Annotated in this window: 20 protein-coding genes, 1 tRNA gene and 3 pseudogenes; 12 read left to right on the top strand and 12 right to left on the bottom strand. The window is 71.4% G+C overall.

Annotated features, from left to right (window positions below; translation table 11 throughout):
- Nucleotides 1–186 precede the first annotated feature (186 nt).
- From J7E97_RS00960 to J7E97_RS00950, 3 pseudogenes are all read left to right on the top strand, one after another.
- Nucleotides 187–638 (top strand): annotated as a pseudogene (locus J7E97_RS00960) (GntR family transcriptional regulator).
- 11 nt (nucleotides 639–649) lie between these two features.
- Nucleotides 650–1129, top strand: a pseudogene (locus J7E97_RS00955) (HD domain-containing protein); the annotation flags it as partial.
- Nucleotides 1075–1735 (top strand): annotated as a pseudogene (locus J7E97_RS00950) (tyrosine-type recombinase/integrase); the annotation flags it as partial. The pseudogenes J7E97_RS00955 and J7E97_RS00950, both read left to right, overlap by 55 nt.
- Nucleotides 1736–1896: 161 nt before the next feature.
- Here the strand turns inward: J7E97_RS00950 and J7E97_RS00945 are convergent.
- Nucleotides 1897–2385, bottom strand: coding sequence for a hypothetical protein (locus J7E97_RS00945; RefSeq protein WP_215021336.1), 489 nt, complete (start codon nucleotides 2383–2385; stop codon nucleotides 1897–1899).
- Between the two features lie 312 nt (nucleotides 2386–2697).
- Nucleotides 2698–2769 (bottom strand) — tRNA-Cys (locus J7E97_RS00940).
- Nucleotides 2770–3040: 271 nt separating this feature from the next.
- Here J7E97_RS00940 and J7E97_RS00935 point away from each other — a divergent pair.
- The 6 genes from J7E97_RS00935 to J7E97_RS00910 all read left to right on the top strand — a co-directional run bounded on the left by J7E97_RS00935 (nucleotide 3041) and on the right by J7E97_RS00910 (nucleotide 9080).
- On the top strand, nucleotides 3041–4513 hold the full coding sequence (locus tag J7E97_RS00935) for an MFS transporter (RefSeq protein ID WP_215021335.1): 1473 nt from the start codon (nucleotides 3041–3043) through the stop codon (nucleotides 4511–4513).
- Between the two features lie 39 nt (nucleotides 4514–4552).
- Nucleotides 4553–4753 carry a ribbon-helix-helix protein, CopG family gene (locus J7E97_RS00930; protein ID WP_215021334.1) on the top strand — a complete coding sequence of 67 codons (201 nt, stop codon included), beginning with the start codon at nucleotides 4553–4555 and terminating at the stop codon, nucleotides 4751–4753.
- The gene (locus J7E97_RS00925) at nucleotides 4750–5139 is read left to right on the top strand and encodes a type II toxin-antitoxin system death-on-curing family toxin (protein WP_215021333.1); all 390 of its coding nucleotides are present in this window, start codon (nucleotides 4750–4752) and stop codon (nucleotides 5137–5139) included. Before J7E97_RS00930 ends, J7E97_RS00925 begins: the two co-directional genes overlap by 4 nt.
- Before the next feature lie 126 nt (nucleotides 5140–5265).
- Nucleotides 5266–7080 carry a DEAD/DEAH box helicase gene (locus J7E97_RS00920; RefSeq protein WP_215021332.1) on the top strand — a complete coding sequence of 605 codons (1815 nt, stop codon included), beginning with the start codon at nucleotides 5266–5268 and terminating at the stop codon, nucleotides 7078–7080.
- 460 nt (nucleotides 7081–7540) lie between these two features.
- Nucleotides 7541–8182, top strand: coding sequence for an IclR family transcriptional regulator (locus tag J7E97_RS00915; protein WP_007264382.1), 642 nt, complete (start codon nucleotides 7541–7543; stop codon nucleotides 8180–8182).
- A 100-nt stretch (nucleotides 8183–8282) separates the two neighbouring features.
- A complete protein-coding gene (locus tag J7E97_RS00910; RefSeq protein WP_215021331.1) occupies nucleotides 8283–9080 on the top strand; it encodes a S16 family serine protease in 798 nt (265 codons plus the stop codon).
- On the opposite strand, the gene J7E97_RS00905 is transcribed toward J7E97_RS00910, so the two are convergent.
- The 8 genes from J7E97_RS00905 to J7E97_RS00870 form a co-directional block, all read right to left on the bottom strand.
- On the bottom strand, nucleotides 9010–10302 hold the full coding sequence (locus J7E97_RS00905; RefSeq protein ID WP_215021330.1) for an MFS transporter: 1293 nt from the start codon (nucleotides 10300–10302) through the stop codon (nucleotides 9010–9012). The two genes, J7E97_RS00910 and J7E97_RS00905, sit on opposite strands and share 71 nt — an antisense overlap.
- On the bottom strand, nucleotides 10299–10523 hold the full coding sequence (locus J7E97_RS00900; protein WP_215021329.1) for a hypothetical protein: 225 nt from the start codon (nucleotides 10521–10523) through the stop codon (nucleotides 10299–10301). The genes J7E97_RS00905 and J7E97_RS00900 overlap by 4 nt, the downstream gene beginning before the upstream one ends.
- 98 nt (nucleotides 10524–10621) lie before the next feature.
- The gene (locus J7E97_RS00895) at nucleotides 10622–11218 is read right to left on the bottom strand and encodes a transcriptional regulator (RefSeq protein WP_215021328.1); all 597 of its coding nucleotides are present in this window, start codon (nucleotides 11216–11218) and stop codon (nucleotides 10622–10624) included.
- 89 nt (nucleotides 11219–11307) lie between these two features.
- Entirely contained in the window at nucleotides 11308–12285 is a 978-nt protein-coding gene (locus J7E97_RS00890) for a glycine betaine ABC transporter substrate-binding protein (protein WP_215021327.1), read from the bottom strand.
- On the bottom strand, nucleotides 12286–13170 hold the full coding sequence (locus tag J7E97_RS00885) for an ABC transporter permease (protein ID WP_215021326.1): 885 nt from the start codon (nucleotides 13168–13170) through the stop codon (nucleotides 12286–12288).
- Nucleotides 13167–14444, bottom strand: a complete 1278-nt coding sequence (locus J7E97_RS00880) for a betaine/proline/choline family ABC transporter ATP-binding protein (protein WP_215021325.1) — start codon at nucleotides 14442–14444, stop codon at nucleotides 13167–13169. Before J7E97_RS00880 ends, J7E97_RS00885 begins: the two co-directional genes overlap by 4 nt.
- The gene (locus J7E97_RS00875) at nucleotides 14437–15084 is read right to left on the bottom strand and encodes an ABC transporter permease (protein WP_215021324.1); all 648 of its coding nucleotides are present in this window, start codon (nucleotides 15082–15084) and stop codon (nucleotides 14437–14439) included. The genes J7E97_RS00880 and J7E97_RS00875 overlap by 8 nt, the downstream gene beginning before the upstream one ends.
- A 42-nt stretch (nucleotides 15085–15126) precedes the next feature.
- Nucleotides 15127–15597, bottom strand: coding sequence for an Lrp/AsnC family transcriptional regulator (locus J7E97_RS00870; protein ID WP_215021323.1), 471 nt, complete (start codon nucleotides 15595–15597; stop codon nucleotides 15127–15129).
- Between the two features lie 133 nt (nucleotides 15598–15730).
- Between J7E97_RS00870 and hppD the strand changes: the two genes are divergently transcribed.
- Nucleotides 15731–16882 (top strand): 4-hydroxyphenylpyruvate dioxygenase, encoded by a 1152-nt coding sequence (gene hppD, locus J7E97_RS00865; RefSeq protein WP_215021322.1) that lies wholly within the window; start codon nucleotides 15731–15733, stop codon nucleotides 16880–16882.
- Between the two features lie 60 nt (nucleotides 16883–16942).
- Here the strand turns inward: hppD and J7E97_RS00860 are convergent, their stop codons facing one another.
- On the bottom strand, nucleotides 16943–18424 hold the full coding sequence (locus tag J7E97_RS00860) for a hypothetical protein (RefSeq protein WP_308346133.1): 1482 nt from the start codon (nucleotides 18422–18424) through the stop codon (nucleotides 16943–16945).
- Nucleotides 18425–18580: 156 nt separating this feature from the next.
- On the opposite strand from J7E97_RS00860, the gene J7E97_RS00855 reads away from it, so the two are divergent.
- The gene (locus J7E97_RS00855; RefSeq protein ID WP_215021321.1) at nucleotides 18581–20023 is read left to right on the top strand and encodes an FAD-binding oxidoreductase; all 1443 of its coding nucleotides are present in this window, start codon (nucleotides 18581–18583) and stop codon (nucleotides 20021–20023) included.
- Between the two features lie 50 nt (nucleotides 20024–20073).
- Here the strand turns inward: J7E97_RS00855 and J7E97_RS00850 are convergent, their stop codons facing one another.
- Nucleotides 20074–20550, bottom strand: coding sequence for an SsgA family sporulation/cell division regulator (locus J7E97_RS00850; protein WP_215021320.1), 477 nt, complete (start codon nucleotides 20548–20550; stop codon nucleotides 20074–20076).
- A 277-nt stretch (nucleotides 20551–20827) separates the two neighbouring features.
- Here J7E97_RS00850 and J7E97_RS35455 point away from each other — a divergent pair.
- A partial coding sequence (locus J7E97_RS35455) for a DUF2510 domain-containing protein (RefSeq protein WP_251053552.1) occupies nucleotides 20828–21654 on the top strand: 827 nt, incomplete at its 3' end.

Here is a 21654-nt window from a genome sequence, read left to right as displayed (position 1 = left end):
GGCTCCGAGATGGGACGCCAGATCTAAGGCGGCACGGTATCCCCGCATCCCCAGGATGTTATTGTCGGCATCAACCATAAATACCGACTTGACATTGACGCTGAGGTTGCGGTCGTTGACGCGCCTATGGCTCACGTAGGCCAGGCATACCAGCGTAATCAGCGCTGACGAATATGCTGCCCAAGCATTTCCCACAACCTCAGTGAGAGCGAAGAGGAGATTCCCACCGCGAACGCAAGGACTACTGCGAGCACGGCTATCTCAAGGAGCCCCATCTCGCCTGACGAAGAGGGTGATCTCGTCCGCGCGCACGGTGTCGCCCGCAACACGATCCGTCGAGCGCTAAAGGTGCTCGAAGCCGAGGGCGTGCTGAATCAGCCCCCGGGCTCGGCTGGCGCGTCGCCCGAGGCGGCGACCGGCGGTCTCTCGCGGAGCGAATGATCGATGTGTTCGCAGAGGAGTCCCTCGCGATCGGCGATACCTACCCGTCCGAGGCGAAGCTCTGCGAGGGCTTCGGCGTATCCCGCACAGCGGTACGCCGTGCCCTTGCCCAGATGGAAGGGACGGCGTTGCTCGATACCGTCCACGGCAAGGGGCGCACGGTACGCGCCCTCCCCACTCCCACCAGTCGGCCGTAGCCTTGGCCGTCATGGGACTGACTACGTGGGCGTACTCGCTCTCCGAATCGCTGCTGTCCGATCCGCTGCCGCGGCGCTGGGTGCACTCGCTCGGAGTCGCTGAGGGTGCCCGCTCCCTGGGCCCGATCCTTAGCGCCGACGCGGAGCTGCTGGAAGCAGCCGCGGTGCTCCACGACATCGGCTACTCGCCGAGCCTTGCCTCGACCGGATTCCATCCGTTGGACGGGGCCCGGTTCCTCCGTGAGCAGGAAGGTGCGGATGACCGGGTCGTCCGTCTCGTGGCTCATCACTCCTGCGCGCTTCTGGAGGCCGAGGAGTGAGGGCTCAGGCAGGAGTTGGAGAGCGAGTTCGAGCTGGAACGCCCCGAACTCGTGGATGCACTGCTGTTCTGCGACATGACGACGACGCCGGACGGGCTCCACACCACGCCTGGCGGCGGAACTCCGCGCGTTGGGCGGTCGCGCTCGCCCTCGGACTGCGTCAGGGGGAGGTGCTGGCCCTGAAATGGGAGGACGTGGACCTTGAGGGTGGGTTCCTAGTGGTCCGCCGCAGCCGCCGCCGGCCACAGTACGCGCACGGGTGCACCGACCCCTGCGGGCGCAAGGCCGGGTACTGCCCGGAGAAGCGACGCACCAATCCGGAGACTTCCAGCACCAAGTCGCGTGCCGGCCGCCGCGCGGTAGGGCTTCCGGACCAGCTCGTTGATCTGCTCCGGGACCACCGCAAGGCACAGGACGCGGAGCGGGACGCCGCGGGGAAGCACGGGGTGGAAGGCGGCTGGGTCTTCCCCGACGAGCGCGGGGGCAGCCCGTCGCATCCGTAGGGACTGGGCAGAGTGGAAGGCCCTGCTGGTGGAGGCGAAGGTTCGGGACGGGCGTCTGCACGACGCGCGCCATACGGCCGCCACGGTGCTGCTCATCCTCGGGGGGCCGGAGCGGGCCGTGATGGGCCTCATGGGGTGGTCGACCACGGCCATGGCGGCGCGGTACCAGCACATGGTCGACCCGGTGCGTACCGATGTGGCGCGGCAGGTCGACGGGCTGATCTGGAAGACCACGGCGGAGCGGCCGGACGATGACGGCGGCGAAATCCCCTGAGCGGCGCGAAGGGTAAGCAGACGGGCAGACAGGTCAAGCCCACACGCTCTGGTGAGGCGTACCAGCAGTCAGCGGCAGAGACCCTGCGGCCCGTGTATCCCAAACGGGCCGTTCTGCCGCGGCCGTGCGGTCAGGTCGGGTGTCCAGGGGCGGGCGCGGGATCAGATGCGGAAGGTTTCCATCATTACGATGCCGACGGCCCCGGAGAGGGCTTCCTGCCACAGGACGTAGCGCTCGCCGACGCTGGCGGACGTAATGACCTCGACGATCTCGTTGCCGTCGGGCTGGCGGGCCATTAGCCCGCAGGGCGCTTCGACGAGGTCCGTGAGCACGATCCTGCGTAGGTAGCGGCGCGTCGTCGGGTTGAGGTCCTTGAGGATCGCGCCCGGGAACAGCTCGTCCGCACAGCTGACGGGTTCCAGGCGCTGGGAGGCGCGCACCTGGGCCTGACTGGCGAGCCAGATGAACATCATGACGGCGGTGAGCAATCCGTCGTCGTTGAACTGGACCCGCTGCTCCATGTCCATGGTGCAGGCTGTGCAGCCCTCGTAGGCGGCGGCTATGGCCTGGTGTATCTCGGGGTGCGGGCCACGGAAGTTCGGCCCGTTTTCGGGGATCTTGTGCTGGCCGTTCTTGGTGCAGGTGATCATGTGATGCTCCGTGCTGGCTGCAAAAGGGGAAAAGGCGGCGAGGGGCCCGCCACGGTGGTGACGGGCCCCCGCGGAACCTACTTGGCGCGCGCCACGCAGCGGCGAGCCGTCTCATACACGCTGCGCTCGGCCTTGTTGGCGCAGCTGTGGGTTCTCGCGCGATGCGGACGGGACGGCGCTCGAACGCTGCTCGCGAGGGCGCGGCCGGCGTGCTCGTACCGGTCAACTGAGACGGGAACTGAGACGAACGCAGGAATGGGCGGCACCCCGTGTGGGGTGCCGCCCATTCGTTTTGGCTGGTCGGGCCATCAGAAGCCGTGACCGGAATCGAACCGGCGTAACTCGCTTTGCAGGCGAGTCCCTCAACCACTCGGGCACACGGCTGGGTGGTGGTGATGGGTATGACCGTACGGGGGGTGGTGCGGGCGGGGAAGGGTTCCGGGTGGGGTGCAATGTGACTGCCATGCCGCGTTCACAGTTCGGGGTACGGGAGCGGGTCCGGCGGGTCGGAAGGGGCTGCGGGACGGGTCGTCGGCGGGTCGTGCGGGGTGGTGTGCCGGACGGGGGCGCGACCTTTGGCCTAGGGCTTGGGGACGAGGGGGGATCGGGCGGAAGGACAGGGTCGAATCGCGGTCACGCACCTTACTCTGGGGCGATGAGCGTCCTCCCGGAGCAAGCCGCCAGCACCAGCCACATAGCCGTCCCGGCCTCTCCGCAGGGCGGGATCCTCGGGCCGGCGTACCGGACGCTCAGCATCGGGATCATCTCCGTCATCTTCCTGATCGCCTTCGAGGCCACCGCCGTCGGGACCGCCATGCCGGTGGCCGCGCGCGAGCTGGAGGGGATCGGGCTGTACGCCTTCGCCTTCTCCTCCTACTTCACGACGAGCCTGTTCGGGATGGTGCTCTCCGGGCAGTGGGCCGACCGGCAGGGGCCGCTGCGGCCGCTGACCGTCGGGATCGGGGCCTTCGCCGCCGGGCTGGTGCTCTCCGGGACGGCGGGGGCGATGTGGCTGTTCGTGGTCGGGCGGGCCGTGCAGGGGTTCGGCGGCGGGCTCGTCATCGTCGCGCTCTACGTCGTCGTCAGCCGGGCCTACGAGGAGCGGCTGCGGCCCGCGATCATGGCGGCCTTCGCCGCGAGCTGGGTCGTGCCGTCGATCGTCGGACCGCTGGCCTCGGGCACGGTGACCGAGCACCTCGGGTGGCGCTGGGTCTTCCTCGGGATACCGGCCCTGGTGGTCGTCCCCCTCATCGTGGCGCTTCCGGCGATACGCCGGACCGCGTCCGGGCCCGTGGATCCCGAGGGCCCGCCCGTCGCGTTCGACCGGCGCCGGATCCGGCTCGCCTTCGGGATCTCGGCCGGCGCGGGGCTGCTCCAGTACGCGGCCCAGGACCTGCGGTGGCTGTCGCTGCTGCCGGGCCTGGCGGGCGCGGCCCTGCTGGTGCCGGCCGTGTTGGGGCTGCTGCCGCGCGGGACCTACCGGGCGCGGCGCGGGCTGCCCGCGGTGGTGCTGCTGCGGGGCGTGGCCGCGGGGTCGTTCATCGCGGCGGAGAGCTTCGTACCGCTGATGCTCGTCACCCAGCGGGGGCTGAGCCCGACGCTGGCCGGGTTCTCGCTGGCGCTGGGCGGGGTGACGTGGGCGGCGGGCTCCTGGGTGCAGTCCAAGGGGCGCGTGGCGCCGTACCGGGAGCGGCTGATGGTGGGCGGGATGGTCCTGGTGGCGCTGGCCATCGCCGGGGCGCCCGCCGTGCTGATCGAGTCCGTGCCGGTGTGGACGCTGGCGTTGGTGTGGGCACTGGGGTGCCTGGGGATGGGGCTGGTGATCGGCTCCACGAGCGTGCTGCTGTTGAAGCTGTCGGCGCCGGAGGAGGCGGGGGCGAACTCCGCCTCGCTGCAGATCTCCGACGCGCTGGCCAATGTCGTGCTGCTGGCGGCGGGCGGGGCGGCGTTCGCCGCGCTCGGCGGGGGAGCGGTGGGCGCGGCGCACACCGTGGCCGCGGGGGGCGGGGCTTCGCACCCCGGCGCCTTCGTGGTGGTCTTCCTGCCGATGGCCTGCGTCGCGCTGGTGGGGGCGTGGGTGGCGAGCCGACTGGACGGGGTCCCGGAGCCCTCGCCCGTACGGGGGTAATCGGTACCACTTCGGTACCCCCGCTGGTACCGTTTTGGTATGGCTATGAATCTGCGGCTCCGAGACGACCAGCAAGAGGCCCTCAAGCTCCGCGCCGAGGAGGAGGGGACGAGCATGCACGCGATACTGCTCCGGGCGGTGGACGACTACCTGGCCAGAACCGCGCACCAGGCCATCGTCCGTCAGACGGCCAAGGAGCAGGCGGCCAAGTGGGGCGAGCTCATGGAGCGGCTCAAGTGAGCTGTGTCTACCTGACATCCGAGGATGTGCTGGAGATCGCCTCGGCCGCGTGCCCGGACATGCAGATCGTGGTGCGGGACGTCGGCCTGCTGGAGTCGGCGGTCCACCGGCCGTCGGCTGCCATGTTCGGCGAGGAGGCGTACCCCGACGTGATCGACAAGGCGGCCGCGCTCCTCCAGTCCCTGGCGATCAACCATCCGTTCTTCGACGGGAACAAGCGCACCGCCTGGCTGTCATGCGTCACGTTCCTCGCGATGAACGGCGTGGACCTGTGGCCGGACATCGACGCGGCCGAGCGTCTGGTGATCGCCGTGGCGACGGGAGAGGCCGATGACGTCAAAGTCATCGCGCAGGGGCTGCGGGATCTGCTGGCGCCCCCGATGTGACGCTCGCCGCACGCGCCGAGGTCGCGGGCCTGTTGCTCCGCGAGGGGCGGGTCCGGGCCGGTAGGGTGGCCCGGTTGTCCTACGTACGACCGCCCGTACCCTGCGCGTACCCGCTGCCCGTGACGGATGCGCCGCCGAGAGCCCGAACCGGAGACCGTGACTACTACCGCCTCCCACCACCTCTCACCCGCCTTCCCCGGCCGGGCGCCCTGGGGTACCGCCAGCGCCCTGCGAGCCTGGCAGCAGGGTGCACTGGACCGGTACCTGGAGACCCAGCCGCGCGACTTCCTCGCGGTCGCGACCCCCGGCGCCGGAAAGACGACCTTCGCGCTGACCCTGGCGTCCTGGCTGCTGCACCACCACGTGGTGCAGCAGGTGACCGTCGTCGCGCCGACCGAGCACCTGAAGAAGCAGTGGGCCGAAGCCGCCGCCCGGATAGGCATCCGGCTGGATCCGGAGTACTCCGCCGGGCCGCTGAGCAAGGACTACCACGGGGTCGCGGTCACGTACGCGGGCGTGGGCGTGCGGCCGATGCTGCACCGCAACCGCTGCGAGCAGCGCAAGACCCTGGTCATCCTCGACGAGATCCACCACGCCGGTGACTCGAAGTCCTGGGGCGAGGCCTGCCTGGAGGCCTTCGACCCGGCGACCCGGCGGCTCGCCCTGACCGGCACGCCCTTCCGGTCCGATACGAACCCGATCCCCTTCGTGACGTACGAGGAGGGGAACGACGGGATCCGGCGGTCCTCCGCCGACTACACCTACGGCTACGGGAACGCGCTCGGCGACGGCGTCGTCCGGCCGGTCATCTTCCTCTCCTACAGCGGCAACATGCGCTGGCGCACCAAGGCGGGCGACGAGATCGCCGCACGCCTCGGGGAGCCGATGACCAAGGACGCCATCTCGCAGGCCTGGCGCACGGCGCTGGACGCGCGCGGCGACTGGATGCCGAACGTGCTGCGCGCCGCCGACCAGCGGCTGACCGAGGTCAGGAAGGGCATCCCGGACGCGGGCGGGCTCGTGATCGCCGCCGACCAGGACTCGGCGCGCGCGTACGCCAAGCTGATCCGCGAGATCACCGGTACGAAGCCCACCGTCGTCCTGTCCGACGACACGGGCGCCTCGAAGCGGATCGACGACTTCGCCGCGAGCAACGACCGCTGGATGGTCGCCGTCCGCATGGTGTCCGAGGGCGTCGACGTGCCCAGGCTCGCGGTCGGCGTGTACGCCACCACCATCTCGACCCCGCTGTTCTTCGCGCAGGCCGTCGGGCGTTTCGTGCGCTCGCGCAGGCGGGGCGAGACGGCGTCGGTGTTCCTGCCGACCATTCCCTATCTACTGGGCTTCGCGAGCGAGATGGAAGTCGAGCGCGACCACGTCCTCGACAAGCCGAAGAAGCAGGGCGAGGAAGACCCGTACGCCGAGTCCGAGAAGGAAATGGACGAGGCGAACAAGCAGGAGGACGAGGACACCGGCGAGGACGAGCAGATGTCCTTCGAGGCACTGGAGTCCGACGCCGTCTTCGACCGGGTGCTGTACGACGGCGCCGAGTTCGGCATGCAGGCGCACCCGGGCAGCGAGGAGGAGCAGGACTACCTCGGCATCCCCGGGCTGCTGGAGCCGGACCAGGTGCAGATGCTGCTCCAGAAGCGGCAGTCGCGGCAGATCGCGCACAGCCGGCGCAAGCCGGACGCGGAGGCGGACCTGCTGGAGCTGCCGGCCGACCGGCGGCCGGTGGTCTCGCACAAGGAGCTGCTGGAACTGCGCAAGTCGCTGAACACGATGGTCGGCGCGTACGTCCACCAGAGCGGCAAGCCGCACGGCGTGCTCCACACGGAGCTGCGCCGGGTGTGCGGCGGGCCGCCGAGCGCGGAGGCGACGGCGGGTCAGCTGCGGGAGCGGATCAAGAAGGTGCAGGAGTGGGCGACCCGGATGCGGTGAGTCCGGATTTTCCTCCAGGAAGTGAAACGGGTCCGTGCGGATGTTCGCACGGACCCGTTCGCGTGGGGCCCCGCCCGCTACGGGCAGTCACGTGCGCGGGCGTTGCGGGGGGTTCGCGGGCATCCGCCGGGCGTCCGCGGCCCCGCTCCCGAGGCGGCCGCGGCCTTGGCCGGGCCGACCACGCCCGTAGCGCGGCGGCGAGTCGTGCAGGTCACGAATTGACGGCGAAAGGGGATTTCAACCGGCATAAACCGGCAGTAGGCGCCCGGATTCTGGACGAGCCCTTCCGCTCAGCGAACCCGCTCGCTACTGTCCCCGCATCGAACGCCCCGTGGCAACGCCGCCGCGGGAGCGCAGCCGGTGCCATGGCCGCTACCGGCGGCCTCTCCGTGCGTCGCCGAGGGACCGGCGGCGTTCCCCCAGAGAGTCACCGCCGCTCACCGAAAGAGGGAGAGGCGTCGTGACCGCGGAAACCTCCCAGACTCTCGACCGAGGACTCCGAGTTCTCAAACTGCTCGCCGACACCGACCACGGTCTGACCGTCACCGAGCTCTCCAACCGCCTCGGTGTGAACCGCACCGTGGTCTACCGCCTCCTGGCCACCCTCGAACAGCACGCCCTGGTCCGCCGCGACCTCGGCGGCCGCGCCCGCGTCGGACTCGGCGTGCTGCGCCTCGGCCGACAGGTCCACCCACTGGTGCGCGAGGCGGCCCTGCCCGCGCTGCGTTCGCTGGCCGAGGACATCGGCGCCACCGCGCACCTGACCCTCGTGGACGGCACGGAGGCGCTCGCCGTGGCCGTCGTCGAGCCGACCTGGACCGACTACCACGTGGCCTACCGGGCCGGTTTCCGCCACCCGCTCGACCGCGGGGCGGCCGGCCGGGCCATCCTGGCCGCCCGTCAGGGCTCGCTCATCGAGCCCGGGTACACGCTGACCCACGGAGAGCTCGAAGCGGGCGCCAGCGGGGCTGCCGCGCCGCTCGTGGGCATCACGGGCCTGGAAGGCAGCGTCGGCGTCGTCATGCTGGCCGACGCCGTGCCCGAGCGGGTCGGACCGCGCGTGGTGGACGCCGCCCGCGAAGTGGCCGACGCACTGCGCTGAGCAGGGCAGCAGGCCGTCAGGCACCGGAACGCCGGGCCGCGTCCCCTCCGCCGGGGGCGCGGCCCGATCCGTTGCCCGGCGGCCGCGCTAGATTGACCGGGTGCTCTCTCGCCTCACACGCCTGCCGCGTCCCGCCGCCCTCGCCGTCTGCGCCGTGCCCGTGCTCGCGCTGTTCGCCGTCGCGGCCGCCGCCCCGCTGCCCTTCGTGATCGCGCAGCCGGGCCTCACGGCCGACGTGCTCGGCTCCCGCGACGGCAAGCAGGTCATCACCGTCACCGGGGCGCCGACCCGGGAGACCACCGGCCAGCTGAGGATGACCACCATCCAGGCCACCGGCCCCTCCACCTCCGTCACCCTTCCCGAGCTGGTCGACGACTGGTTCGACACCACCCGCGCGGTCATGCCCCGCGAGGCCGTGTACCCGTCGGGTGGAAGCGACAAGGACATCGAGGAGCACAACTTGGAGGAGATGACCAAGTCGCAGTCGACGGCCTCCGAGGCCGCGCTCGGCTATCTCCACAAGGATCCGAAGGACGTGAACGTCACGCTGAACCTCGCCGACGTCGGCGGCCCGAGCGCCGGCCTGCTCTTCTCCCTCGGCATCGTCGACAAGCTCGACGGGAACGGCGGCGGCGGCGATCTCACCGGCGGCCGCACCATCGCCGGTACGGGCACCATCGACGCGGACGGGAAGGTCGGCGCCGTCGGCGGGGTGGCCCTGAAGACCCAGGCCGCGCAGCGCGACGGGGCGAGCGTGTTCCTCGTACCGGCGGCGGAGTGCTCGGACGCGCAGTCCGAACTCCCCGAGGGGCTGCGGCTGATCCCCGTCACCTCACTGACGGACGCGGTGAACGCGCTTCGGGCGCTGCAGAAAGACGAACCGGTTCCGTCCTGCTGATCCTCGGGGACCCGAGGTCCCGCCAGGCCGGGAACAGCAGCGGAGCGAGCGTGACGAGGAGGTACACCCCGCCGAAGGCGAGCAGCGCCCGCGTCACCCCGAACCCGTCGACGAGCAGTCCGGCGGCCAGTCCGCCCAGCGGCATCGTCAGCTCGCAGCCGGCCGTGGTCACGCCCGCGACCCGGCTGCGCAGCCCGTCGGGCACCCTCTCCAGCATCACCGTGGTCAGGATCGGATTCAGCATGCCCGCGCCCAGCCCGGACAGGGCCATCGTCACCGCGAGCGGCACGGGGGTGTCGGTGAAGGCGGCGACGACGTAGCGCGGTGATCCGCACAGCAGGAAGGCCACGGCGAAGACGGTCCTACGGGGGAACCGCTCGCCCCAGGCTCCGTAGAGCAGGGCCCCGAGCAGCGCGAACCCGCCGAAGAGGGCGATGAGCAGGCCCAGCGCGGCGGCCCCGCCGAGGGCCTCGCGGCCGTGCACCGGCAGCAGGACCGAGGACCAGCCCTGGTCGAGGCCGTTGGTCATCATCACCATCACCGTGATCCCGAGCAGCAGCCGCGAGCGGGTCAGGAACCTCCAGCCCTCGGCGAGTTCGGCCCGGTAGCCGGACAGCGACACCTTCTTGGCCGCGCGCTGCGGTTCGGCGGCCGGGACCCCGCGCAGGAACGCGGTGACCAGCAGGGCGGACGCCCCGAAGGTGACCGCGTCGAGCAGCAGGACCGACTCGGCGCCGACCAGGGCGATGAGTACGCCGGCCAGGGCGGCCCCGATCATGCGGGCTCCGCGCGAGACGGCGTCGTAGAGGCTGGCGGCGCGGGTGACGGTGGTGCCGGCGTGGTCGGCGAGGTCGGGGAGCAGGACGTAGCGCGCGGTGAGCCCGGGGGCGTGCACGAGGCCGCCGACGGCCATCAGCGCGCACAGCATCCAGAACTCCAGCAGCCCGGCGTAGTGCAGCAGCGGAATCGCCGCGACGGCCAGGCCGCAGATCAGGTCGGAGGCGGCGGAGACCCGGCGGCGGCCGATCCGGTCGATGACCGGGCCGCCGACGAGGGCCGCCACGACGACGGGCAGGGTGGCGCAGAAGGCGACGATCCCGGCCCGCCCGGCGCTGCCGGTGGTCTGGAGCACGAACCACGGGACACCGATGAGGGTGAGCGAACTCCCGGCTATCGAAATGGTGTTGGCGAGCAGTACGGCGGTGAAGGGGCGACGGCTCACGCGATGCCGCCGTACGGGCGGGTGATGCGGCGGTGCAGGTGGGCGGGCCGCATCAGGCGAATGCCGGCGGCTATCAGGGCCTCGCCGAGCCGGTCGCGCAGGGCGGGGCCGGGGCCGGTTCCGGCGGGAGCGGCCTCCCGCGCGAGGCGCCAGGCGGCGGCCTCGGCGGTGCGGATGGTGTGGAGCTCGGCGTGTATGAGGGCATGGCTGAAGGCGTGCACGGCAGGACTCCTTCTGCGGAAGGGGTGAGGGGAAGCGAAGTGGGCGGGGCGAAGAAGGCGGGGGGCGAGGGGGAGCGAAGAGGCCGAGGGAGGAGGGGCTACCGGGTGCGGAGCGGGAAGGCGTGCGTGTGGAAACGGACCGTCTCCGTGCCTTCCGAGGGCGGCAGATCGCGGTAGCTGTTGATCAGGTCGTGCACCTTGTGGATCAGTTCGAGGCTCTGCTCGGCGGTCAGCCGCAGGGTGTAGTCGCTGAGTTCCGAACTGCGCCGCCACTGCTGCGACCAGGTGGGGGCATCGCCCAGCCAGGCGGACATCTCCTGCGCGTGGATCTTGACGATCTCGGCCAGGAAGATGTCCGCGGCGGTGCGCGTGGCGGGGTCGGGATCGTAGAGCAGCGCCTCGTCGAAGGTGGTGCCGTCGTGGGAGGGGCGCCACCAGCGCTCGCGGCCCTTGCCGTGCTCGGGGGCGTCCTCGACGAACCCGTACGCGGCGAGCTGGCGCAGGTGGTAGCTGGTGGCCCCGCTGGATTCCCCGAGCCGCTCCGCCAGTTGCGAGGCGGTGGCCGGCCCGTGGAGGCGCAGGGCTCCCAGGAGGCGGATGCGCAGCGGGTGGGCCAGGCCGCGCAGGGACTGGGCGTCGAGCTTGCGGACCTGGGGCTCGGCCGGCTTCGGGTCTTCGGCGTTCTTGTCGGGCATACCTCGACAGTAGAGTTGCAAAGGAGTCTATGCAAGTATTTCTTTGCAACTGTTCCTTTGGAACTTTCCCGCGCCCGGCCGGGCGCGGCTCACCCCTCCTTGATGAACCCCTCCGCCACCAGCCAGTCCTTCGCCACGTCGTGCGGGTCCTGCCCTTCGACGTCCACCTTCGCGTTCAGCTCCTGCGCGATCGCCGTCGTCAGCCGCTTCGACAGCGGGTCCAGCAGGTCCGCGATCACCGGGTACTTGGCCAGCGTCTTCGCGTGCAGCTCGGGCGCCGCGTTGTAGTTGGGGAAGAAGTGGCGGTCGTCGGCCAGGGTGTCCAGGTCCATGGCCTTGATCCGGCCATCCGTGGTGAACGCCTCGCCCAACAGGCAGGAGTCGGACGTGGAGACCTGCGTGTAGATGATCCCGGCGTCCATCTTCCTGACGTTGCCCGCCGGGATCCTCATCCCGTACGCCTTCTCCATCCCCGGCAGCCCGTCCTCGCGCGAGGCGAACTCGTTCTCCACGCACACCGTCACCGCCGACGGGGACTTCCGCGCCAGCTCCGCCACGTCGGACAACGTCTTCAGGCCGTACTTGGCGTTGTTCTTCTTGCTGATGGCGAGCGTGTAGGTGTTGTTGAGCGTGGACGGAGCCAGCCACGCCACGCCGTTCTTCACGTCGGCGTCCCGCACCGCCTCCGCCTGCTTGTACGGGTCCTCGATCGGCTTGTCGTTGCCCAGGTAGGTGATCCAGGCGGTGCCCGTGTACTCGTACATGGCGTCCGCGTCGCCCTGCGCGATCGCCTCGCGCGAGCTGATCGAGCCGGGCAGGTTGGTGCGGTCCAGGACTTCCGCGCCGGCCGCCTTGAAGATCAGGCCGATCATCTGGCCGAGCACGATGTTCTCGCTGAAGTTCTTCGACGTGACCGTGAGCGAGGCGCCCTTGAGGGGCTGCCCCTGCCCGACCGAGCCGGGTACGACGTCGTCGACCATCGGGGACCCGCTCTTGAGGCCGCAGCCCGAGAGCGCCAGCAGGGCCGCGCTGGCCGTGGCGGCCGTCCGTAGGGCGAGGTTTCCCATCTAGGCCTCCAGTCCGCGCGGGGTCAGGACCGTCTCGGCGAGCGAGGCGAGCCAGTCCACGAACAGCGCGAGCGACACCGTCAGCACCGAGCCCAGCACCAGCACCGGCATGCGCTGCGTCTGGATCCCGGACGTGATCAGGTCGCCCAGGCCGCCGCCGCCGCCGAAGGTGGCCAGGGTCGCGGTGCCGACGTTGAGGACCAGCGCCGTCCGTACGCCCGCCAGGATCAGCGGGACGGCCAGCGGCAGTTCCACCTTGGTCAGCGTCCCCATGGAGGACATCCCGATCCCGCGCGAGGCCTCCACCAGCTGCGGGTCGATCGCGCGCAGCCCCGCGACGGTGTTGGACAGGACGGGCAGGACGGCGTAGGCGACCATGCCGATGATCGCGGTCGACGGTCCGATGCCGAGCCAGATGACCAGCAGGGCCAGCAGCCCGATGGCCGGGGTGGCCTGGCCGATGTTGGCGACGGCGGTGACCAGCGGGGCCGCCCTGCTCAGGCCGCGCCGGGTGAGGGCGATGCCCAGCGGGATGGCGATCACCAGCACCCAGAAAGTGGAGATGGCGGTGAGCTGGACGTGCTGCCACAGCCGGAGCTGGACGTTGCCGTTGGCGAGGGAGTTCTCGGCGATCGTGTCGAGGGTGGCGTTGGTGATCCACAGGTAGGTGGCCAGCAGCACCAGTGCCAGGACGATGGGCAGGGTCACCAGCTGGGACCAGGTGAGCCGGCGCGCCCGGCGGGGCGGCGCGGCGGCGGCCCGCAGGGCCTCGGCGCGATCCGCCGGATGGGCCGGATCGTCCGGTTCCGTGTCGCGGAAGACGTGGCCCTTGACCTCGTGCTCACCGGGCGGCCGCTCGGAGGAGGCGGGATTCCTGGGGCTCATGACCCGCCCGTACCCTCCTGCAGCCCCTCCAGGTCCCGCTCGGTGCGGTGGTGGCGCAGCTCCTCCAGGTCGTGCGCGTGCTCGGCGGCCGTCAGCCGGTCGGCCTCCAGCATCTCGTGCACGGAGTTCATCAGGGTCTCCATGTCCACGACGCCGATGTACTCGCCGCGCCGCCCCGTGACGGCGACCCGGCCGCCGCTGTCGGTGAGGACGGCCTCCAGGGCGTCGTGCAGGGTCGCGTCCCGGGTCACCGTGTCGTGCACGAGCTGCCCGGCCCGGGCGAGGGAGCCCTTGGCGCGCATCAGGTCGCCCCGGCGCAGCCATTTGTACGGTCGGCCGCGCCGGTCCAGCATCAGGAGCTCGTTGCCCTGGCCGGCGCGCAGGGTGTTGAAGATCTGCTGGAGCGGGTCGTCCACGGACACGGTGGGGAAGTCGGCGATCTCCACGTCCCGTACGCGGGTCAGGTTGAGCCGTTTGAGGGCCGCGCCGGCGCCGACGAATCCGGAGACGAAGTCGTCGGCGGGGTTGGTGAGGATGGCCTCGGGGGTGTCGAACTGCGCGATGTGCGAGCGTTCGCGCAGGACGGCGATCCGGTCGCCGAGCTTGATGGCCTCGTCGAAGTCGTGCGTGACGAAGACGATCGTCTTGTGCAGCTCGTGCTGGAGCCGGATCAGCTCGTCCTGGAGGTGGTCGCGGGTGATGGGGTCGACGGCGCCGAAGGGTTCGTCCATCAGCAGGACGGGCGGGTCGGCGGCGAGCGCCCGGGCCACGCCCACGCGCTGCTGCTGGCCGCCGGAGAGCTGGCGCGGGTAGCGGCCGTGGAACTCGCGCGGGTCCAGGCCGACCAGGTCGAGCATCTCCTCCACCCGGTCCTTCACGCGCGACTTCGACCAGCCGGTCATTTTGGGGACCAGGGCGATGTTCTCGGCCACCGTCATGTGCGGGAAGAGCCCGGAGGACTGGATCGCGTACCCGATCTTGCGACGCAGCTTGACCGGGTCCATGTCGGTGACGTCCTCGTCGCCGATGCGGATCCGGCCGGAGCTGGGCTCGATCAGCCGGTTGATCATCTTGAGGGTGGTGGACTTCCCGCAGCCGGAGGGGCCGACGAAGACCACGGTCTCGCCCGCCTTGATCTCCATCGAGACGTCGTCGACGGAGGGGTTGGGGTTGCCCGGGTAGCGCTTGGTGAGGTTCTCCAGCTCGATGGTGGCGCCGGACGTGGCGGCGGCGGCCGGGGCTGGGCCCTCGCGGTTCTCGGTCGGCTCAGACACGGATTCCCCTAGGGATGGTGAGACGGCCGAGCAGGATGTACGCGGCGTCGAAGAGCAGGGCGAGGATGACGACGCCGAGCGTCCCCGCCAGGACCTGGTTGATGGCGTTCGCGCTGCCCAGCGAGGCGATCCCGCGGAAGATCTCGTTGCCGAGGCCGGGCCCGGAGGCGTAGGCGGCGACCGCCGCGATGCCCATCAGCATCTGCGTGGAGACCCGGATGCCGGTCAGGATCGGCGGCCAGGCCAGCGGCAGCTCCACCTTCAGGAGCTGGGCGGCGCGGGACATCCCGATACCCTTGGCGGCGTCCACCAGGGCCGGGTCGACCCCGCGCAGTCCGACGATGCAGTTGCGGACGATGGGCAGCAGCCCGTACAGCGTCAGGGCGATCACGGTCGGCGCGACGCCGAGGCCGACGAGCGGGATCAGCAGGCCGATCATGGCCAGGGAGGGGATGGTCAGCACGGTGGAGGTGGAGGTGACCGCGATGTTCCCGGCCCAGGCGCTGCGGTAGGTGAGGACGCCGATGGCGATGCCGAGGGCGGTCGCGATCAGCATGCACTGGAAGACGGCGCTGACGTGCTGGAAGGCGTCGGTGAGCAGCTGCTGGTGGCGGTTGGACAGGTAGGACCAGAAGCTCACGCCGCGTCACCTCGTCGGGTCGGGGGCCGGGAACCGGCCGGGTCAGTCGTCCTCGGCCGCCTGTTCGACCAGGGGAATGATCCGCAAAGGCACGGGATTCTCCATGACGATCGCCGTCGAAGCACGAACAATGCCATCAAACCCGACAACCCGGTCGATCACCCGCTGAAGGTCCGCGTTGGACCGGGCCACGAGCCGGCACAGCATGTCCCCCTGCCCGGTCGTGGTGTGCAGCTCCAGGACCTCCGGTACCCCGTTCAAGTGGGCCCGCACATCGGCGCCTTGGCCCTGTTTGATCTCCAGTGTGGCGAAGGCGGTCACCGGGTATCCCAGGGCCGCCGGATCCACCTGCGGCCCGAAGCCGCGGATGACTCCGTTCGACTGAAGCCGGTCCAGCCGGGCCTGGGCGGTGCCGCGGGCCACGCCGAGCCGCCGCGACACCTCCAGGACGCCGATGCGGGGCTCGCGGGCGAGCAGCACGATGAGCCGGCCGTCGAGCTCGTCGATTCCCATGATCACCTCCGGGGTGGTCGGTCGGTAGTCATAGTGCGCAGATATCCCAGCCATCCTCGGCCGAGAGTGTGCATCTTGTACAGCAGAAATGGAAACTATTGCGCAGCTTGTGGAACGGCGGGACTCTGCGGTCATGACTGAGACCCAGCCGCTCGAGACCACTCCGCGCACCGCCCGTGAGGCCGACCCCTTCCCGGTGAAGGGCATGGACGCGGTCGTCTTCGCCGTGGGCAACGCCAAGCAGGCCGCGCACTACTACTCCACGGCCTTCGGCATGAAGCTCGTCGCCTACTCCGGACCGGAGAACGGCACGCGCGAGACGGCCAGCTACGTCCTGACCAACGGCGCCGCGCGCTTCGTCCTGACCTCGGTCATCAAGGCGTCCACCGACCGGGGCCGCTTCCTCGCCGAGCACGTCGCCGACCACGGCGACGGCGTGGTCGACCTCGCGATCGAGGTCCCCGACGCGCGGGCGGCCTACGCCTACGCCGTCGAGCACGGCGCGCGCGGCCTCGACGAGCCGTACGAGGTCAAGGACGAGCACGGCACGGTGGTCCTGGCCGCCATCGCCACCTACGGCCAGACCCGCCACACGCTCGTCGAGCGCGGCGACTACACCGGCCCGTACCTGCCGGGCTACGTCGCCGTGGAGCCGATGGTCGAGCCCCCGGCCAAGCGCACCTTCCAGGCCATCGACCACTGCGTGGGCAACGTCGAGCTCGGCCGGATGAACGAGTGGGTGGCCTTCTACAACAAGGTCATGGGCTTCACGAACATGAAGGAGTTCGTGGGCGACGACATCGCCACCGAGTACTCGGCGCTGATGTCGAAGGTCGTCGCGGACGGCACCCTGAAGGTGAAGTTCCCGATCAACGAGCCTGCGATCGCGAAGAAGAAGTCGCAGATCGACGAGTACCTGGAGTTCTACGGCGGCGCCGGCGTCCAGCACATCGCGCTCGCGACCAACGACATCGTCGCCACCGTGCGCGCGATGCGGGCGGCCGGCGTGCAGTTCCTGGACACCCCCGACTCGTACTACGACACCCTCGGCGAGTGGGCCGGCGAGACCCGGGTGCCGGTCGAGACCCTGCGCGAGCTGAAGATCCTCGTCGACCGCGACGAGGACGGCTACCTGCTGCAGATCTTCACCAAGCCGGTGCAGGACCGGCCGACCGTCTTCTTCGAGATGATCGAGCGCCACGGCTCGATGGGCTTCGGCAAGGGCAACTTCAAGGCCCTGTTCGAGGCGATCGAGCGAGAGCAGGAGAAGCGCGGCAACCTCTAGCCAGTGCGGCGGGCCGCAAGGCTCCGGGCCGGACGGCGCCGCGCGCCGTCCGGCCCGCGCTCAGCGGCCCGCCGAGCTCGCCTTCGGCACCGGCTCAGGCACCCGCTTCGCCGCCTGCTTCGCCACCGGCTTCGCCTTCGGGAGCTCCGGGGCCACCCACGGTGTGGCCGGCTGCATGTTCTCCGGGCCGCCCGCCGGCGGCTGACCGATCGACGCGAGGGCGTCCTTGGCCAGCGGTCCGTGCACCGGCGAGAACCGCGGGTTCGTGCGCAGCGTCTCCTGGAGGTGGCGCCGTGCCGCGGCCTCGTCGCCCAGCGCCCGCTCGATCATCGCCCGGTGGTAGGAGAACTCCGCGAGCCGCAGCCCCTGCTCGGTGGCCTTCTTCGCGTACTCCAGCGCCGACGTGTCGTCGCCGGCCTTGTGCAGCGCCCAGCCCAGCGCGTCCGCCACCGGCAGGCTCTTGTGCCGGGCCCACTCCGCCGTGAGGCGCCGTACCGCCGCCGCCGGTTCGCCGTGGTCCGCCTCGAACCGGCCGAGGACCAGCTCCTCGTTGACACCGCTCTGCGCGGTGCCCCGGGCGACCTGCGCGGTGAGGCCCCCGTACACCGCCCGCGCTTCCTCCCCGCGGCCCAGCGACTCCAGCAGCTCGCCCAGCTCCAGCGACAGCCCCGGTGAGGCGGCCCGTCCCAGCGCCAGCCGGTAGTCCCGTACCGCTTCCCCGCCCCGCCCCAGCGCGGCCAGCACCCGCGCCCGGCCGCCCAGGGCGTCGGCCTGCGCCGGATCGGTGCGCAGCGCGCCCTCGTACTGGCGCAGCGCCTCCTGCTCGTCGCCGCGCTCCCAGGCCAGCTCACCGAGCCGGAACAGCACGTACGCCTTCTCCGCCGGGGCCTTCGCCGCGCCTGCGGCGTGCTCCATGGACATGGTCGCGTCCTCGCGCCAGCCGCGGTCCCGGTAGACCTGCGAGGCCCGGACGAAGGCCACCAGCCCCGGCCGCAGGTCCACCAGCCGTTCCATCGCCTTCTCGGCCGCCTTGTAGTCGCCGAGCCCCGCGTACGCGTCCACGAGCACCGGGTACGCCGTCCACCGCTTGGGCGCTTGCGCCCGTACGAGCTCGCCCCACCGCTTCGCGGTCCCGTAGTCGCGCCGGGCATTGGCCAGCGCGCCCATGCCCGTCATCGCGTCGAAATTGCCCTTCTCGGCCGGGCGCACCTCCAGCGAGCGCTTCAGCGCGTTCTCCGCCTTCGGGTACCAGGCGGGCTCGGCCGTCCGGCGCGCCTGCTCCAGGTACGCCGACCCGAGCACCGCCCACGAAGCGTCGTCGTCCGCGTGCCCCGCCAGCCACTTCTCCCGGTCCGCGACCAGCGCCGAAAGGTCGACCGCCGCCGCGGGCGCGCCCATCCCGACCGCCGCGCGGGCCCGCTCGTCGGGCCCCGGCGGGCGGGCGTCGTCGCCCACGCGGGCCGGCCGGATCAGCAGGGCTCCGGCGATCAGGACCACCGCGACCGCCGCCGCCACGAGCGTCTTGCGGCCGGTGAAGGTCACGGGCGGGGCAGCCTGCCGCTGCCTTTCATGAGAGACGGGGGCCTCACGCATAGGGTCCATGGAGTCACTGTGCGTCAATATGAAGAGTTCGCGGAGGTGTCCGAAGAACGTCGTGGGCGTGTTCACACCGATGGCCCCGACTGTCACGCTGGCCCCATGGACGACCAACATCCCACCCCGCTCCGCTCCCAGCCCGAGGCCCGGTCCGCGTCCCCCTCCGACTCCCGCGCCGACTCCCGGCTCCACGCGCTGCTCCTCGAAGGGCTGCCGCCCGAGGCCCTGCTCACCGACCCCCAGGTGACCGCCTCCTACGCCACCGACATGGCGAGCTTCTGCGCCGCCGGCACCCCCGCCGCGGTCGTCCTGCCCCGCACCACCGAGCAGGTCCAGCACGTCCTGCGCACCGCCCACGCGCTACGCGTCCCCGTGGTCCCGCAGGGCGCCCGCACCGGCCTGTCGGGCGCGGCCAACGCCTCCGACGGCTGCATCGTGCTGTCCCTCGTCAAGATGGACCGGATCCTGGAGATCGACACCGTCGACCGGATCGCCGTCGTCGAACCGGGAGTCGTCAACGCCGTCCTCTCCCGCGCCGTCGCCGAGCGCGGCCTGCACTACCCGCCGGACCCCTCCAGCTGGGAGCAGTGCACCATCGGCGGGAACATCGGCACCGCCGCCGGCGGCCTGTGCTGCGTCAAGTACGGGGTCACCGCCGAATACGTCCTCGGCCTCGACGTGGTCCTCGCCGACGGCAGGCTCCTGAGCACCGGCCGGCGCACCGCCAAGGGCGTCGCGGGCTACGACCTCACCCGCCTGTTCGTCGGCTCCGAGGGCAGCCTCGGCGTGGTCGTGAAGGCCGTACTCGCACTGCGCCCCGCGCAGCCCCGCCAGCTCGTGCTCGCCGCCGAGTTCCCCTCGGCCGCGGCCGCCTGCGAGGCCGTCTGCGCCGTCATGGAGGCCGGTCTGACGCCCTCGCTGCTGGAACTGATGGACCGTACGACCGTCCGCGCCGTCAACGCGCTGGGCAAGATGGGCCTGCCCGACACCACCGAGGCCCTGCTGCTCGCCGCCTTCGACACCCCGCACGCGACGGCCGACCTGGCCGCCGTGGGGGAGCTGTGCGCCGCCGCCGGGGCGACCGCCGTCGTACCGGCCGAGGACGAGGCGGAGTCGGAACTGCTGCTCCAGGCCCGGCGGATGGCCCTGCCCGCGCTGGAGGCCCTGCGGCCGGCGACGATGATCGACGACGTGTGCGTACCGCGGACGCGGCTCGCCGAGATGCTGGAGGGCACCGCCGCCATCGCCCGGGAGCACGAACTGCTCATCGGGGTCTGCGTGCACGCCGGGGACGGCAACACCCACCCCATCGTCTGCTTCGACCCGGCCGACGAGGACGAGACCCGGCGGGCCCGCGCGTCCTTCGACGGGATCATGGCGCTCGGACTCGCGCTCGGCGGGACCATCACGGGGGAGCACGGGGTCGGCGTCCTGAAGAAGGAATGGCTCGCCCGCGAACTCGGCCCGGTGGGCCTGGAGATGCAGCGCGCCGTCAAGCACGCCTTCGACCCGGAGGGACTGCTCAATCCGGGCAAGCTGTTCTGACCGGATCGCTCCCCGTCTCCTCACTCCCCGTCCGCTCGCTCTCCGTCCGCTCACTCCCCGTCCACCGATTCGTCCGACGGCCACGGGTCCCGCATCCACAGGTCGTCGGCCGGCGTCGGGGCGAGCAGCTCCGCCAGCGCCGCGTCCAGGCCGAGCCGGTCGACCTCGGTGCCGGGCGGCACGATCCGCAGCGTGCGCTCCAGCCAGGCGGACACGGACGGGGCGGGAGCCTCCAGCAGGGCGTCGCCGTCGGGGGAGCTGAGCGCCATGCACAGGACGGCCTCGTCGCCGACCCTCGTGGGCCAGATCCGGACGTCTCCGTGGCCGCACGGGCGGAACACGCCCTCGACCAGCAGCTCGCGGGCGAACGTCCAGTTGACCGGGGTGCTGGAGCCGGTGTGGAAGGTGATGTGGACGGCGTACGGGTCGTCCGTGAGGTACAGGAGCCGGGCGGGGACGGGGACGCTGCGCTCGGGGGAGAGGACCAGCTTCAGTTCCAGCTCGCGTTCGATGACGGGGTGGTGCATGACGGCCTCACTTGGGTGCGGTGTACGTGTTCTGTCGGGTGCGCGGACCGGGAACCGGCCCCCACACCCTGAGGGAGCGCCGAAGCGGCCGGGTATGACGCGACTTCGCGGGGCAAAACGCGGATTGGCCGAATTCTGTCGGGTGACCGAAATCGTGCGTACGAGACCGCGTTCGCTCAAAGGCTTGGATTCTCCCGTTACCGGACCTGCCGGGGGGCGGTTCTTGGCTATGGTCCACCCCTGCACAAGCCTCAAGCCACGATCGGAGTTGGGGACATTGACGGCCTCCCCTGGTGACGGCGAGCACGCGGCCCGCGAGGGCTACTACCCCGATCCGTCCATCCCCGGGTACGTCAGGTTCTGGAACGGCCTGAACTGGGTCCCCGGTACGAGCCGCCCCGCGGTCGCTGCCGACGAGACGGGTCCGGTGTTCCTCGACGAGACCGGTGTGACGGAGGCGCTGCGCGAGCCCGAACGGTGGCCCGAGCCCGAGCCCCAGCCCGAGCGCGCGCCCGCGCCCGCGCCCGAAACCGCGCCGGATCCCGCACCCGGGCCCGTCGTGTGGCAGGCCGACCCCTTCCACCAGTCCGGCTTCGGAGGCCCCCGAGACGACCGCGTGTCATGGGGCCACGAGCCGCCGGCCGCCGCCCGCTCCGCGGGGATCTCACTGGCCCGCACGCCGGTGCCGGCTCCCGCTCCGGCGCACGCCGCCGCCCCCGCTCCTGCCCACGCCCCCCTTCCGGCACCCGTGCACGCTCCTCTGCCCGCGCAAGTGTCCGGCTCCGGCTCCCGTGCCGCGGAGGGCGTCGGCATCCTGTCGGCCCGCTCCCCGGTCAGGGAGGCCCCCGCGCCCGCTCCGCTCTGGCCGGCCCCGGCCGTGCCGGCGGAGCCCGTGCGGCGCGCGGCACCCGCGGAGCAGGCGCGGGCCTGGGACAACGTGGACATCGGCATGGGCATGGACATGGGCGTGGACATGGGCAGGGACGTGGACAGGGAGGTGGACGTCGACCTCGACGCCGACCGTGCGGCGCACGCGGCGCCCGCGCCGTCGGCGAAGCTCGCGGACCGCGCGCGGCGCCCCGTACCCGCCGCCCCGGCCGCGCC

The organism is Streptomyces sp. ISL-66, assembly GCF_018614135.1.
Taxonomy (GTDB): domain Bacteria; phylum Actinomycetota; class Actinomycetes; order Streptomycetales; family Streptomycetaceae; genus Streptomyces.
This window is presented reverse-complemented; position numbering and strand designations above follow the sequence as displayed.

What these genes read in the sequence shown, in the direction of transcription:
- J7E97_RS00945 (WP_215021336.1), bottom strand. Translation starts at nt 2,385, where the DNA reads ATGATCACCTGCACCAAGAACGGCCAGCACAAGATCCCCGAAAACGGG.
- J7E97_RS00935 (WP_215021335.1), top strand. Translation starts at nt 3,041, where the DNA reads ATGAGCGTCCTCCCGGAGCAAGCCGCCAGCACCAGCCACATAGCCGTC.
- J7E97_RS00930 (WP_215021334.1), top strand. Translation starts at nt 4,553, where the DNA reads ATGGCTATGAATCTGCGGCTCCGAGACGACCAGCAAGAGGCCCTCAAG.
- J7E97_RS00920 (WP_215021332.1), top strand. Translation starts at nt 5,266, where the DNA reads ATGCGCCGCCGAGAGCCCGAACCGGAGACCGTGACTACTACCGCCTCC.
- J7E97_RS00895 (WP_215021328.1), bottom strand. Translation starts at nt 11,218, where the DNA reads ATGCCCGACAAGAACGCCGAAGACCCGAAGCCGGCCGAGCCCCAGGTC.
- J7E97_RS00890 (WP_215021327.1), bottom strand. Translation starts at nt 12,285, where the DNA reads ATGGGAAACCTCGCCCTACGGACGGCCGCCACGGCCAGCGCGGCCCTG.
- J7E97_RS00885 (WP_215021326.1), bottom strand. Translation starts at nt 13,170, where the DNA reads ATGAGCCCCAGGAATCCCGCCTCCTCCGAGCGGCCGCCCGGTGAGCAC.
- J7E97_RS00870 (WP_215021323.1), bottom strand. Translation starts at nt 15,597, where the DNA reads ATGGGAATCGACGAGCTCGACGGCCGGCTCATCGTGCTGCTCGCCCGC.
- hppD (WP_215021322.1), top strand. Translation starts at nt 15,731, where the DNA reads ATGACTGAGACCCAGCCGCTCGAGACCACTCCGCGCACCGCCCGTGAG.
- J7E97_RS00855 (WP_215021321.1), top strand. Translation starts at nt 18,581, where the DNA reads ATGGACGACCAACATCCCACCCCGCTCCGCTCCCAGCCCGAGGCCCGG.
- J7E97_RS00850 (WP_215021320.1), bottom strand. Translation starts at nt 20,550, where the DNA reads ATGCACCACCCCGTCATCGAACGCGAGCTGGAACTGAAGCTGGTCCTC.